The 13,377-nt window shown below is 69.2% G+C and carries 14 protein-coding genes and 1 pseudogene; 14 read left to right on the top strand and 1 reads right to left on the bottom strand.

The annotated features are described in order from the left end of the window. The first annotated feature begins 13 nt into the window (after positions 1–13). The 12 genes from IE185_RS20225 (at position 14) to mug (ending at position 11,453) form a co-directional block, all read left to right on the top strand. On the top strand, positions 14–793 hold the full coding sequence (locus IE185_RS20225; protein WP_138894361.1) for an SGNH/GDSL hydrolase family protein: 780 nt from the start codon (positions 14–16) through the stop codon (positions 791–793). A 447-nt stretch (positions 794–1,240) separates the two neighbouring features. Next, positions 1,241–1,414, top strand: a complete 174-nt coding sequence (locus IE185_RS20220; RefSeq protein WP_170198261.1) for a hypothetical protein — start codon at positions 1,241–1,243, stop codon at positions 1,412–1,414. 199 nt (positions 1,415–1,613) lie between these two features. Further along, positions 1,614–2,597, top strand: coding sequence for a methyltransferase (locus tag IE185_RS20215; protein ID WP_138894362.1), 984 nt, complete (start codon positions 1,614–1,616; stop codon positions 2,595–2,597). After that, the gene (locus tag IE185_RS20210) at positions 2,594–3,553 is read left to right on the top strand and encodes a phosphotransferase family protein (protein ID WP_189715681.1); all 960 of its coding nucleotides are present in this window, start codon (positions 2,594–2,596) and stop codon (positions 3,551–3,553) included. The genes IE185_RS20215 and IE185_RS20210 overlap by 4 nt, the downstream gene beginning before the upstream one ends. Continuing rightward, a complete protein-coding gene (locus tag IE185_RS20205; RefSeq protein WP_138897977.1) occupies positions 3,550–4,407 on the top strand; it encodes a T3SS effector HopA1 family protein in 858 nt (285 codons plus the stop codon). The genes IE185_RS20210 and IE185_RS20205 overlap by 4 nt, the downstream gene beginning before the upstream one ends. Further along, positions 4,404–5,012 (top strand): flavoprotein, encoded by a 609-nt coding sequence (locus IE185_RS20200; RefSeq protein WP_138897978.1) that lies wholly within the window; start codon positions 4,404–4,406, stop codon positions 5,010–5,012. The genes IE185_RS20205 and IE185_RS20200 overlap by 4 nt, the downstream gene beginning before the upstream one ends. Continuing rightward, on the top strand, positions 5,009–5,479 hold the full coding sequence (locus IE185_RS20195) for an ester cyclase (protein ID WP_138897979.1): 471 nt from the start codon (positions 5,009–5,011) through the stop codon (positions 5,477–5,479). Before IE185_RS20200 ends, IE185_RS20195 begins: the two co-directional genes overlap by 4 nt. Beyond that, positions 5,476–5,907 carry an ester cyclase gene (locus IE185_RS20190; RefSeq protein ID WP_138897980.1) on the top strand — a complete coding sequence of 144 codons (432 nt, stop codon included), beginning with the start codon at positions 5,476–5,478 and terminating at the stop codon, positions 5,905–5,907. Before IE185_RS20195 ends, IE185_RS20190 begins: the two co-directional genes overlap by 4 nt. Positions 5,908–5,933: 26 nt before the next feature. Then, complete coding sequence (locus IE185_RS20185; RefSeq protein ID WP_211362596.1) at positions 5,934–7,745, top strand: ABC transporter ATP-binding protein; 1,812 nt, start codon at positions 5,934–5,936, stop codon at positions 7,743–7,745. Positions 7,746–7,845: 100 nt separating this feature from the next. After that, on the top strand, positions 7,846–8,559 hold the full coding sequence (locus IE185_RS20180; protein WP_138897982.1) for an AfsR/SARP family transcriptional regulator: 714 nt from the start codon (positions 7,846–7,848) through the stop codon (positions 8,557–8,559). An 877-nt stretch (positions 8,560–9,436) separates the two neighbouring features. After that, the gene (gene purB / locus IE185_RS20175) at positions 9,437–10,879 is read left to right on the top strand and encodes an adenylosuccinate lyase (protein WP_138897437.1); all 1,443 of its coding nucleotides are present in this window, start codon (positions 9,437–9,439) and stop codon (positions 10,877–10,879) included. 10 nt (positions 10,880–10,889) lie between these two features. After that, positions 10,890–11,453: a G/U mismatch-specific DNA glycosylase gene (gene mug, locus IE185_RS20170; RefSeq protein ID WP_138897436.1), complete on the top strand. Its 564-nt coding sequence runs from the start codon at positions 10,890–10,892 to the stop codon at positions 11,451–11,453. Positions 11,454–11,494: 41 nt separating this feature from the next. Here mug and IE185_RS20165 read toward each other — a convergent pair whose 3' ends face one another. Continuing rightward, the gene (locus IE185_RS20165) at positions 11,495–11,935 is read right to left on the bottom strand and encodes a hypothetical protein (RefSeq protein ID WP_138897435.1); all 441 of its coding nucleotides are present in this window, start codon (positions 11,933–11,935) and stop codon (positions 11,495–11,497) included. A gap of 67 nt (positions 11,936–12,002) precedes the next feature. Between IE185_RS20165 and IE185_RS20160 the strand changes: the two are divergent. Then, positions 12,003–12,083: pseudogene (locus tag IE185_RS20160) on the top strand (DNA-binding response regulator); the annotation flags it as partial. A gap of 120 nt (positions 12,084–12,203) precedes the next feature. Continuing rightward, the gene (locus IE185_RS20155) at positions 12,204–13,361 is read left to right on the top strand and encodes an ROK family transcriptional regulator (protein WP_138897434.1); all 1,158 of its coding nucleotides are present in this window, start codon (positions 12,204–12,206) and stop codon (positions 13,359–13,361) included. Positions 13,362–13,377: the final 16 nt, after the last annotated feature.

The raw sequence follows: 13,377 nt of genomic DNA, 5'->3' as shown, positions 1-13,377 counted from the left end.
CGATCGCCCCGCCATGGAACTGAATGCCACATACACCAGTCTCGTCGCGGTCGGCGACTCGTTCACCGAGGGCATGTCGGACGCCCTGCCCGACGGCACGTACCGGGGCTGGGCGGATCTGCTCGCCGCACGCCTCGCCGCGAACACGCCCCGTTTCCAGTACGCGAACCTCGCCGTACGCGGCAAGCTGATCGGGCAGATCGTCGCCGAGCAGGTGGATGTCGCGGCCGCCATGCGAGCCGATGTGGTGACGCTGGTGGGCGGGCTGAACGACACGCTCCGGCCGAAGGTCGACATGGGCAGGGTGTGCGGGCTCCTCGAAGAGGCGGCCGGAAAGCTGGCTCCCTCCTGCAAGCAGCTGGTACTGATGCGCAGTCCCGGCCGCAACGGTCCGGTGATGCAGCGCGTCCGGCCGCGCATGGAGATGCTGTTCGAGTTCATCGACGGGCTGGCGGCACGGCACGGCGCGCTGGTGGTCGACCTGTACGGCGCTCCCGCGCTCGCCGACCCCCGGCTGTGGCACGTCGACCGGCTGCACCTGACGGCGGAGGGGCACCGGCGGGTAGCCGAGGCGGTGTGGCAGGCGCTGGGGCACGCGGCCGAGGAGGACTGGCGGGCGCCGCTCGCAGCGGGCGTGCTGCCGGGCTGGGTGGCGCGGCGCGGGAGCGACCTGCGGTTCGCGCGCGAGCACCTGGTCCCGTGGATCGGGCGGCGCGTCACGGGGCGCTCCTCGGGCGACGGCCGACCGGCCAAACGCCCCGAACTGCTGCCGTACGACCTTCCTCGGCCGTAACGCCTCTCGTAGCAAGCCACAAAGGGGACCGCGGCGCCGGCCTGCACAAACCACCGGCGGAATCTGGTCACGGTTTTACGCGCGAACGGATAGATCGAGGTCAGAAGTGCTTTCAGTAGATCAACCACTGATCATCTCTCACCGATTCATCATTGCCGCTCGGTTCCCTCCATTCCCGGTGGCAGCGGGCGGTGTGGCGTGCGTTTCGCCCTACGTGCGCCATACCCCTCCTTGCCCCGCCCCGTCGACCGCGCCGCTCCGTCGAAGCCCGTACCGACCTCATGCCGGCTGACCTGCGTGTACGACGCCTCTGAGGCTCCGGTGCGTCGGCGGAGGGGCGTCTGCGCGACGGCAGATTGTTTGAATCCGACCTGTGTCCCTGATCAGAGACATTCGTGCCATGGCCGCCTTTGGCCGGAGCACAGTCCTCGATGGAAGGAACTGACCATGCAGGCAATTCAGACGGACATCACGAACCTGGAAGCTCTCTTCGGTGACATGGAGGAGCAGCTCGACGGGATGACTGAACCGGTCAGCATCAACGACAACGACGGCATGGTCATGACGACCCTCCCGTGCGCGGGCACCGCGACCCGTATATCCGTCGTCCGCAAGTGCTGACCACCGGCTGGTAGCAGGTAGCAGGTAGCAGGTAGCAGGTAGCAGGTAGCGAACGGTTGGCCGGACCCGTTGGACCGGGTCCGGCCAACTCTTCAACTACGACTCGCAGCCGGTGACGCACGCCCGTGGGCGGGGTGGCCGATGTGGGAAGGGAAATCGGTCCGTGTCAGTTGAGGCGAACAGCGACCAGCTGTTGAAGATGGCAGATCTCATCACCCCCATGGCCTTGCGTGTCGCCGCCACACTCCATCTGGCCGACCATGTCGCCGCGGGGGTCGATACGGTCCCTGCCCTGGCCCGTGCCACGGGGTGCCTTGGACGGCCGTTGGGGAAGGTGATGGACCACCTGGCCGCTCTCGGCGTCATGCGTAGCGACCGGGGCCGCTACGCGCTCAACGACCTCGCCACCCCGCTGCTGAGTGAGTGGGACGAACTCGGCATCCGGCCCATGCTCGACCTCGGCGACATCGCCGGGCGTACGGAGATGACGATCACGCACCTTCTGCACACCGTGCGGACGGGGCAGGCAGCATATGAGGGGGCTTGGGGCAGGACCCTGTGGGACGACGTCAACGAGACGTCCGTCCCCGTGGCCGGGCTTGAGGCGTTCGAAAGGAACACCGCGAGCTTCGGTTCCGAACTCGTCGTCGAGGGCTACGAGTGGTCCGCGGTGAACAGCGTGGTGGATGTGGGGGGAAACAGCGGCGCGCTCCTTCAAGCCCTGCTCGCAGCCCATCCGCATCTCCACGGCACTCTGCTCGACCTCCCCAAATTCGCGGACATGGCCGCCCACAACCTGCGTGAGGCGGGGCTCGGCGAGCGGTCAACGGTGGTGGGCGCCAGCTTCTTCGAGCCTCTGCCGACAGGGAAGGACGTCTACCTCCTGTCCGCCATCCTCGCCGACTGGAGTGATGAGCAGGCGGTCGACATCCTGCGGAACTGCGCCACCGCGGCCGGCCCCGTCGGACGCGTCCTTCTGGCCGAGATCCATCTGGCGCCAGCGGTGGAGGGGGATGCAGTGGAGCGGTCCATGGCGGCCCTGTGGATCGAGGCGAGTATGGGTCATCCGGATCGCACCGTCGACGATCTCAAGGCCCTCGGCAGGACCGCCGGGCTCGACGTGGTCGGACAGGCGCGGGTGTCGGAGGTGCGTTCGGTGATCGAGTTCAAGGCAGTTCGTTGACCGGTGACATCCTCGGCAACCGGCCTCATGTGCGGCGCCGGGTCGAGGCGGGGATGGAGGTGGTGGTAAAGAACCACCGCGGGGGCGGGGAGCGGGCGCGGCGCGGTCTGTTCGTCGAGGCAGCCCTCCAGTCCGCGGCCGCCGCCTGCTACCCGGCGGAGGCGAACGCGCCGGTGGCAGCCCCGTTGTCGTGTACCAGTGACTGCCTCACTACGACCTTCTACGCCGAACGCACGCTGGACGCGCTTCTCGACTCCCCCGGCACCCTCAACGTGGCCGCGGCGGCGGCGGGAAGGGCCGTCGGGGAGTTGCACGGGCAGGATGTGTCGGGGGACGAGTGGGCGTGGCTGCCGAAGGTGGCAGGCGAACATCCCCCGCTGGATCCGATCCCCGCAGGCTCCCTTGGTGAACTCTCGGCCGGAACAGTCGATCTGGCGGCGCGCATCCACCACCTCGGCTTCGGCGCCCTTCTCGCTGACACGCTCAACGCGGTGGAGGACCGGCAGGTCTTCCTCCACGGCGACTTGAAGTTCGACAACATCCTGGCCACCGCTGACGGGACGGTCGTACGTCTCATCGACTGGGAGTGCGCCGGACGGGGCATGCCCGAACGCGATCTGGGCGCCCTGGCCGGGTCCCTCCTCACCGAGACGATCCGGCGCGCCACTGTCCGTGAGGCGGGTGGCGAGGCGCGGGAGTTGCTGGAGCGCGTGGACGAGGGGACGCAGAAGGCGTGGTCGGCGATTGCCGGCTTCCTCACCGCCTACCGCACCGTTTCGTCCGCCCCAGGTCTTGACTCGCGCCGCATGGTCCATATGACCGCCTACGCCCTCCTGTGCCGCGCCCTGTCGTATACGCAGACGACCTACGAGTTCGACCGGCTGCCCAAACTGCTGGTGAGGGTCGCCTCCAACATGGCTGCACAGCCGCACACATTCGTTGGGAGGTTCACATGACAGCCGCGGTCATCTCACGGATCCTGAACACGCCTGACGTGCTGGACGACCTCGCCGCCAGGGAGGAAGCGGAGGCGAGGGGAGAGATATACCGGCGCTTCCACCTCGCCGGCACCGTACCCGCGGACGCCGGCCAAGGCGACGACGCAACCCTGCTGGCCACGGCCCGTGCCCGCTTGGCCGATCGTTACCGGTCCTCCACCGGCTGGACGTACGACGCCGCCCTAGGCGACGGGCGGTGGGTGTTGCGGCGCGATGACGGCCTGACGGTGACCGCCGCGTTCGGCGACATCGAGGGGGTGGACGCCGGGCGGGTGACGCTGCGGCTGCCCGGCCTGGAGCCTGGGGTCATGAACGGCTGGCTTTGGTTTCATGGCCGTAACCGGCCCGGAGACGACGAGGACCTGACCCTTCGCATCTACCTGTCGCTGCCCGGACAGGAGCGGGGGCGGTGGTGGAGCACCTTGGTGGCCCACCTCGACGCCCTGGATCACGTGTTCTCCTCCAAGATCATCCGCCGTGCGGGGGAACGCGGCCGGCCCGACGGCGTCGTGCTGTACTGCCGTCCCCATGACCTCCCCGGCCTGCTCACGGAGACCGCGCGAGTGCTGCCGGCCGCCGAGTTGGGTGCCCACACTGCCGGATTCGCCGTCGCCGTGTCCGAGGGGGTCAGTGTGGCGGTGCCCCAGGAGGGCGAGGACCCGCAGGCGAGTATGGGCATGCGCCGCGCCGAGATGATCGTGAAGGCCCTGGCCGACGGCAGACGTGGCGAAGAGGCGGTAGCCGAGGTGGCGCGCGTCCTGGAACTGCAGGACGCACAGGTCGCCTGCCTGCTGAGGGATGCCGGAATATGACCGGCACCGACCGGCCCCGCCGCCTGCTCTACATCGTCACCGGTGGCATCGCCGCGGCGGACAGCCCGATGTGGACGACCATTCTCCGTGAACACTTCCGGGCCGAGGTGCGCATCGTCCTCACCCGGCAGGCGTCCACGATGGTGTCCGCCCGCGCCCTTTCGGCCATTGGCGGACAACGGGTCCACGGCCCGGACTGGGACGATGACCAGAGTGGTGGAGCAGAGCACGTCCGACTGGCGGGCTGGGCCGACACCCTCCTTGTCTTCCCCGCCACTCTCAACTTCTGCGCCAAACTCGCCGCCGGGATCTGCGACGACCTCGCCACCTCCATCATCCTGTCAGCAGGTGCCCCCGTCGTCCTGGCGCCGTCGATACCGACCGGCGCGGTGAACAAGCCGGCTACGCGCCGGATCCTGCAGACCCTCCACTCCGACGGATACGTCGTCGCGTCGTCCGGCAAGGCGCTCAGCGTCACCAGTGGGCGGGTGGAGGAGGGAGGGCCGGCGTCGATGGAGGACCTGGTCAAGCTCCTCAGCCTCCACGGCCTGGGAAGCCCGGCACCACAGAACAGCAGCACCAAGGGATCGGAAGAGCGTAAATGACGTACAGCAACGCCGAGTTGATCCATGACTACGCCGACACCATCTGGAACAAGGGGCAGGTCGACCAGCTCGGCCGGTTCATGGCCGCCGATGTCCGCATGTACGGGCTCGGCGGGGAACCTCCCATCATCGGGCTGGACAAGCTGCGGCAGGAGACCGCGCGCTGGCGCGGCATGTACGCCGACGCGACGATGACGGTCATGAGCACGGTGTCGGAGGACGACCGTGTCGCCTGGCACTGGACGCTCAGCGGAACCATTGCCGACACCGGAATGCTGATGCCGAACATGCGGCAGTTGGCGCGGGAGATACCGCAGTTGGCACAGATATCGGTAGTCGGCATGACGATCAGTACCGTCCAGGACGGGAAGATCACAGAAGAGACGACACAGAGTGACGTTGCGGAGTTCTTGAAGCAGATCGGCTACCCCACCCCGCAGCTGCCGCAGGACGGGGGCCACGCATGAACCACACCGCCGACGAGGTGCGGCGCATCGTTCACGACTACGCCCAGCGGGTGTGGAATGATCACGACACGTCCGCCGTCGCCGAATACGCGCCGGACGTGACGGAGTTCGGCGGGGACGAGAACGTCACCCATGCCACCCGTGTCGAACTGGTGGAGCGCGTCGCCGACGTACTGACCCGCATTCCCGACCACCACCTCACCGTCGGACAGGTGATCGTTCAGGGTGAGCAGGTCGTGTGGGAATGGCGTCTGACAGGCACCTTCCACGACGACCGGGGCAGCTTCCCCGTCGATGCCAAAGGCTTCACCTACTGGCGGGTCCGGGACGGGAGGATTGTGTTCCGTGACGGCGTCATGGATCTCATGGCCTGGGTCTGGCAGATCAAGGTGACCAACCGCCGCATACGGCTCCTCATGCCCGTATGACGGTGTTGGCCGCGGAGGAGGGGACTGTGGAAGAGGCTGGGAACGACGTGGACACGAACAATGCCGAGGAACAGGACATCGGGCTGAAAGTCCTGCTGCGACTGGCCCGCCCGCACCGGAAGCCCATCGTCCTCGGCCTCTTCCTCGGCCTGGCCGGCTCCCTCGGCGCCCTTGCCCAACCCATGGCCGCTCGCACAATCCTCGACGCAGTCACCGACAAAAGCGGCCTGCTGGGGCCGCTGTTGACCCTCATAGCCCTCGTTCTGGCCGGCGCTGTCATGTCGGGCCTTCAGCTCTTCATCCTCGAACGCGCCGGGGAACGCATGGTTCTCGGCCTCCGCCTGCGCCTCATCCAGCGTCTCCTGCACCTCAAGGTGGCGGAGTACGACCGCAGGCAGACCGGTGACCTGCTGTCCAAAGCCGGCTCGGACACCACGCTGTTGCGCTCGGTCCTCACCGCCAATGTCCTCGACGCCCTGCCCGGCGTCGTGACCATCGTCGGGGCGATCGCCCTCATGGTCTACCTCGACTGGATCCTCCTGGTCGTGGTACTCGCCGTCATCGCCGTCGTCACCCTTGTCGTCGCGCCCGCCCTGAGCCGTATCAGGGATTCGACCCACACGGCGCAGGAACATGTCGGCCACATGACCTCCTCCCTCGAACGCGCCCTCAGTGCCATTCGTACGGTGAAGGCAGGGGTGATGCAGGACACCGAGGCGGGCCGCATCGGAGGCCACGCCCGGAGCGCCTACACCGCCGGGGTCCGCACCGTGAAACTCGACGCGTTCATCAGCGTCGGCACCGCGCTGGCCATGCAGCTCTCCTTCCTCGTCGTCCTCGGCGTCGGCGGCTACCGTGTCGCCAGCGGCACTCTGCCTGCCGCCGACCTCATCGCCTTCCTCCTCTATGTCATGTATCTCGGCTCCCCCCTCATGGTGATCACCGCCGCGGTGTCTCAGTTGCAGAAGGCGTTCGCGGCTGCCGCTCGCATCATGGAGGCGGACACGATGGACACCGAGTTTCCGGACGTCGTCACCGTCACCAGCCCCGAGAGCGTGACCGAACGCTCACCCCGGCGAGAGACAGGCCGCGAGGGGACACCGCCGACTGTGGAGTTCGACCGGGTCACCTTCACCTACCGCACCGACGAGCCGGTGTTGTCCGAGGTGTCGTTCCGCATCGACGCGGGAATGAAGACGGCGATCGTCGGCCCCTCCGGTGTCGGCAAGACCACCGTTCTCAACCTGCTGGAACGCTTCTACGACCCCACCGCCGGCCGCATACTTTTCGACGGCCGAGACCTCGCCACCCTCCCCCTCAACTCGCTTCGCGCCCGCATCGGGTATGTGGAACAGACTGCCCCCGTCCTCGCCGGAACCCTCCGCGAGAACCTGCTGTACGGCACCCACCGGGACGTACCGGCGAAGGAGTTGGCGGAGGTCGTCCGCGCTGTGCGTCTCGACCACATCGTGCGCGGTCTTCCCGATGGCCTCGATTCCCCCGTAGGGGAACGCGGTTCACAACTCTCCGGCGGGGAACGCCAGCGTGTCGCCGCCGCCCGTCTCCTCCTGCGCCGCCCGGGCCTCATCCTCCTCGACGAAGCCACCTCGCAACTCGACTCCCCCAACGAGCAGGCTTTGCAGGAGGCGTTCGACGCCGTGGCCGACCGGGCGACGACAATTGTGGTCGCCCACCGGCTGTCCACCGTTGTAGCGTCGGACCGGATCATCGTCCTTGCCGGTGGAGGCGTACGGTCCGTCGGGACCCACGCCGAACTCATGGACACAGACGAGTTCTACCGGGAGCTGGCCCGCGGGCAGCTTCTGGCGCGGGGCTGAACCACACCATCAACGTGGAGGGCCAGGAAGGCTGACCACCCTGCCGGCCTTCCACGCCGGGGAGTGACCACCCCCGGTATGCACAACACATGGGGGCCGCGTGATCGACATACAGCTCATGCCAAGTTTTCAGTTCACCCACGATCAGAGACCTCAACCCGTACCCGACCTGCCACGCACCGCGATCGTCCTCGTCGCTCTGGAACGGCATCCCATGCCGCGTGCCACACTCGCCGCCCGCTTATGGCCCGATGTTCCGGAGGTGCCGCGCCTGAAACGACTGCGGAACCTGCTGTGGCGAATCAACCACATGTTCCCCCACGAAACCGTACTGACCGTCTCTCAGGGCCGCGTCGGCCTCTCCGGGGAGGCAGGGGGCGTGGACCTGTACACCGCCTGGGACGTTGCCGACTCCGTCCTCCGTCAAACCCTGTCGAAGCAGGAGATCGCAGATTCGCCGCCCGAGCGGTGGCAGCCATTGAAGACACCCGTCCTCGTCGGTGAATCGTCGGACCAGGTTCACACACTGCAGACGGAATGGAACCACACCCGCCTCCTCGCCCTCGACGCCCTCGCGGCGGTCCTTCTCGCCGCTGACAACACGCTCCTGTCGATCGAGATGGCAGTCGCTGCGACCAAGATCGACCACCTCCACGAGTCCCCCTACCGGACCGTGACAGCCGCCTTCCTCGAACGCAACGACAACGCCACCGCATGGCGCGTGTATCAGGAGTACGCGCGGTTCATCGGCACAGAACTGGACCTCACTCCGAGCGACGAATACCAGGCACTGGCAGCCCGCATCAAAGTCTGATCACACCTCCGGGCACCCGCCTGAACCGCGCAGGCGCGTGCGTACGTCTGCCCTGCTTGAGCCGCCCACCCCACCCTGCCTACGCCGGCCGGGTCGCGCCCGCGAACGGCCTCTGGTCGATCGGGGCTACCCGGACCGGGGCGGCGGGGCGGATCAACGGGGTACGGGGCACCCAGTACAGTCCCGCGCGCTTCCGCCCCACCTGGGACGGAACAGGGAGCGTGGAGGAAGCCTCCAGGGCGTCGCCCACACCGGACACTGCACACCGTCGTAGAACGCCGCGCGACGAAGCCCCGCTGGATTCGGCGGGGCTTCGTCGTCTCACGCGCTCTTCCAGTGTGAGGCGCACCCGGGCTCCTCGACGTATACGCCCACGTGCCGACGGACGCTCCGGCCGCACGGGTACTGCAACCGACTGGCGACGTGGAGCGGTCCGTCGTCATGGATCATGACGGCCTCGGCGCCGGCGTGGGCGCCGAAGGTCGGCACCGTAAACAGTGCGCGGCGGGCTCATCGGCCTGCCTCCGTTCCTGCGGCGCCGCAGGGGGTGGTAGCCAGAGGAGAGCGCTCGGCGAGACAGGCCGCAGGTAGTCCGCGGCCAAACAAGGTCGTCGCCCTGCTGGCCCCTCCAGGGCAACCCGGGCGTGCACGACGCGGTCGCGACGCGGTCGGGCTCGCAGGGGTTCGGCTCCCTCCTTGATCGGAACGGTTTCGGATCAAGGACCCGGCAGGGCTGGAATCAGCAGCCCGGGGCCGTTCCGTCTCACGCGCGTCTCACGCGCTGTGCGCGACACGGTATTGGGAGCCTCTGACCTGGACCTTATGGACTGTGTGGGCGCTCACGAGCCGCTGAAGACGGCAGGTAAGCTCTGGTCACGTGACTGCTGCTCCTGCGAAGCCTCGCATCCCCAACGTCCTGGCCGGCCGCTATGCCTCCGCGCAACTCGCCGTCCTGTGGTCCCCCGAGCAGAAGGTGAAGCTCGAGCGCCAGCTGTGGCTCGCGGTGCTCCGCGCCCAGAAGGATCTCGGCATCGAGGTGCCCGACGCGGCCATCTCCGACTACGAGCGCGTGCTCGACCAGGTCGACCTGGCGTCGATCGCCGAGCGCGAGAAGGTCACGCGCCACGACGTGAAGGCCCGGATCGAGGAGTTCAACTCGCTCGCCGGGCACGAGCAGGTCCACAAGGGCATGACCTCCCGCGACCTGACCGAGAACGTCGAGCAGCTGCAGATCCGGCTCTCGCTGGAGCTGATGCGCGACCGCACGGTCGCCGTGCTGGCCCGGCTGGGCAAGCTGTCCGGTGAGTACGCGGAGCTCGTCATGGCGGGCCGCTCCCACAACGTGGCGGCCCAGGCGACGACTCTCGGCAAGCGCTTCGCGACGGCGGCCGACGAGCTGCTGGTGGCGTACGGACGCCTTGAGGAACTGCTCGGCCGCTACCCGCTGCGCGGGATCAAGGGCCCGGTCGGCACCGCCCAGGACATGCTGGACCTGCTGGGCGGAGACGCCGGGAAGCTGGCGGACCTGGAGCAGCGGATCGCCGTCCACCTCGGCTTCTCGCAGGCCTTCACCTCGGTGGGCCAGGTCTACCCGCGCTCGCTGGACTACGAGGTCGTCACGGCGCTCGTGCAGCTGGCGGGCGCCCCCTCCTCCCTGGCCAAGACCATCCGGCTGATGGCCGGGCACGAGCTGGTGACGGAGGGCTTCAAGCCCGGCCAGGTCGGCTCGTCCGCGATGCCGCACAAGATGAACACCCGCTCCTGCGAGCGTGTGAACGGCCTCATGGTGATCCTGCGCGGCTACGCCTCGATGACGGGCGAGCTGGCGGGCGACCAGTGGAACGAGGGCGACGTGTCCTGCTCGGTGGTGCGCCGTGTCGCGCTGCCCGACGCGTTCTTCGCCTTCGACGGTCTCCTGGAGACCTTCCTCACCGTGCTTGACGAGTTCGGCGCGTTCCCGGCGGTCGTGGCCCGCGAGCTCGACCGCTATCTCCCCTTCCTCGCCACGACGAAGGTGCTCATGGCTTCGGTACGCGCCGGGGTCGGCCGCGAGGTGGCGCACGAGGCCATCAAGGAGAACGCCGTCGCCTCGGCGCTGGCGATGCGTGAGCAGGGCGCCGAGCGCAACGAACTCCTCGACAAGCTGGCGGCCGACGAGCGGATCCCGCTCGACCGCGCCCAGCTGGACGAGCTGATGGCCGACAAGCTGTCCTTCACCGGGGCGGCCGCTCAGCAGGTCGGCTCGGTGATCTCCCGTATCGAGGAGATCGCCAAGCAGCACCCCGACGCCGCCGGGTACACCCCCGGATCGATCCTCTGATCCGCGCGGCATGACACCCGAAGAGCTCCTGGCCGCCCGCGACCGCCTCGTCCCCGATGTGGTCGCGGGCGGCCTGCGGGTGCTCTTCTGCGGTATCAACCCCGGGCTGATGTCGGCCGCGACGGGCCACCACTTCGCCCGCCCCGGCAACCGCTTCTGGCCCGTGCTCCACCTCTCGGGCTTCACACCCCGGCAGCTGAGGCCGGCGGAGCAGGACGAACTCCTTTCCTACGGTCTGGGCATCACCAATGTGGTGGCCAGGGCGAGCGCGCGGGCCGACGAGATAAGCGACGAGGAGTTCCGCGAGGGCGGGCGCGTCCTGACGGAGAAGGTCGAGCTGCTGCGGCCCCGGTGGCTCGCGGTGGTGGGCATCACGGCCTACCGCACGGCCTTCGGGGAGCGGAAGGCGACGGTCGGGCCCCAGGAGCGGACGATCGGCGCGACCCAGATCTGGGTCCTGCCCAACCCGAGCGGGCTCAACGCCCACTGGACCGCACAGACCATGGCCGAGGAGTTCGCCCGGCTGCGGGCCGCGTCACTGGACGAGGGCGAGGACCTGCCGGCCGGCCGCTAGCGGCGGGCAGATGCGCCGCCTGGCTGTTTCCGGCGTCGCTGCTACGGCGGATCGATGCCGGTGACGACCGCCGCCAGCGCGTACGACGGCCCCTCGGCCTCCAGCGCCAGCCCGACCGCTATCCACCGGCCGTCGGCCCGCCAGAGGTGCAGGCTGTCGAACCCGGCGCTCAGCTCGTCCCAGGGCGCCGGTACGGCCTCTCCCCCGATGCTCCGTTCCAGCAAACTCCAGAGGCTGAATACCTGGGCCTCGCCCCACCGCCCGTCGAGTACGGCCACCAGCGCGTCGTGCTCGGCCACGCACTGCTCCCGCGCTTCCACTCGCTCCGCAGCGTCTTCGCCGCCCGGCTCCCCGGCTCCGCTCAGCTCCGCCGTGTGATAGCCGGGTCCGCTGAAGCCGGTTGCCGTCCTGCGGCGCTGAGCCGGGAACTCCCGGGTGCGCAACAGGTCGTCTATGAGGGCGAGATACCGTGCGGTGCTCATGACGTCAGTAAACCTGCCGGCACTGACAACTGGTTGTCCGTCAGGCGTCGCGGACGCGGCAGCACCCGCCGTCGCCAAGCTGGGAGCGCGGGACCGGACGCAGGCCGTGATCGCGGCGTACGAGTCGGGCTTCATCACGCCCCGGTGAGGTCCACCGGCGCGGCGTGTCGGCGGCGCGCAGGACGGACGCGGCGGGACCGCTCTCGCCGCCCTACCGACCAGCGAGTACGATCCGGCAGAACAAGCGCGCGAGCTGGGAGGACACACCGTGGGGCGGTTGACCGGCGGGGACCCCTCTCTGTTGCGGCGCATCAACTCCGCGGTGGTGCTGCACGCACTGCGCGGCGCGGACGCGCCGACTCTCACCGACCTGACCCGCGTCACGGGGCTGTCCCGGCCGACGGTCGAGGGCGTCGTCGAAGGGCTCATGGAGACGGGGCTCGTCGTCGAGGCCCCGCCCGAGGAGGGCGAGGCGCGGCGGCAGGGACGCCCGGCGCGCAGGTTCCGGTTCCGCGCCGAGGCGGGGCACCTGATGGGCGTCGAGATCGGTCCGCACCGCATCGCCGCCCTGCTCTCCGGCCTCGACGGCCGGGTCATCGGCGCCGGCTCGCGCGAGGTGTCCGAGACCGCGTCGGCGGACGAGCGGCTCGACCGGGTGCGCGCCATGGTCGCCGACGTACTGCGCCGCGCCGGTGTCCCGCGCAGCTCGCTGCGGGCCGTCGGGGTCGGAGCCCCCGGCATCGTGGAGGCCGACGGCACCGTGCGGCTGGGCACGGCGCTGCCCGACTGGACGGGGCTGCCGCTCGGTGAGCGGCTCCGCCGGTCCTTCCGGTGTCCCGTGCTGGTGGAGAACGACGCCAACGCGGCGGCGGTCGCCGAGCACTGGAAGGGCGCCGCCGTCGACTCCGACGACATCGTGTTCGTACTGGCCGGGCTCAGCCCCGGAGCGGGTTCGCTGATCGGCGGGCGCCTGCACCGCGGGTTCGGCGGCGCGGCCGGCGAGATCGGGGCGCTGCATCTGCTGGGCCGCGAGGTCACGCCGGAGATGCTGCTGTCGACGACGGACGAGCCGGTGCTCCCGCTGGACGAGCAGGCCGTGGCCACCGTCTTCCGGCGCGCGAGGGAGGGGGACGCCGCCGCGCAGGAGGCCGTCCAGCGGTTCATCCAGCGGCTGGTGCACGACGTGGCGGCGCTGGTCCTGGCGCTCGACCCGGAGCTGGTCGTGATCGGCGGCTGGGCGGCCGGGATCGACGGCGTACTGGAGCCGCTGCGCGGCGAGTTGGCGCGCTACTGCCTGCGTCCGCCGCAGGTGGCGCTGTCGCTGCTCGGTGAGGCGGCCGTGGCGACCGGTGCGCTGCGCCTCGCCCTCGACCACGTCGAGGAGCAGCTCTTCGCCGTCGAGGGAACGGTGACGGCCCGCCGCTGAGTGCGACGGGCCGCGT

Origin of the sequence: Streptomyces chryseus, from assembly GCF_014650755.1 — a bacterium.
GTDB classification, from domain to species: domain Bacteria; phylum Actinomycetota; class Actinomycetes; order Streptomycetales; family Streptomycetaceae; genus Streptomyces; species Streptomyces chryseus.
This window is presented reverse-complemented; position numbering and strand designations above follow the sequence as displayed.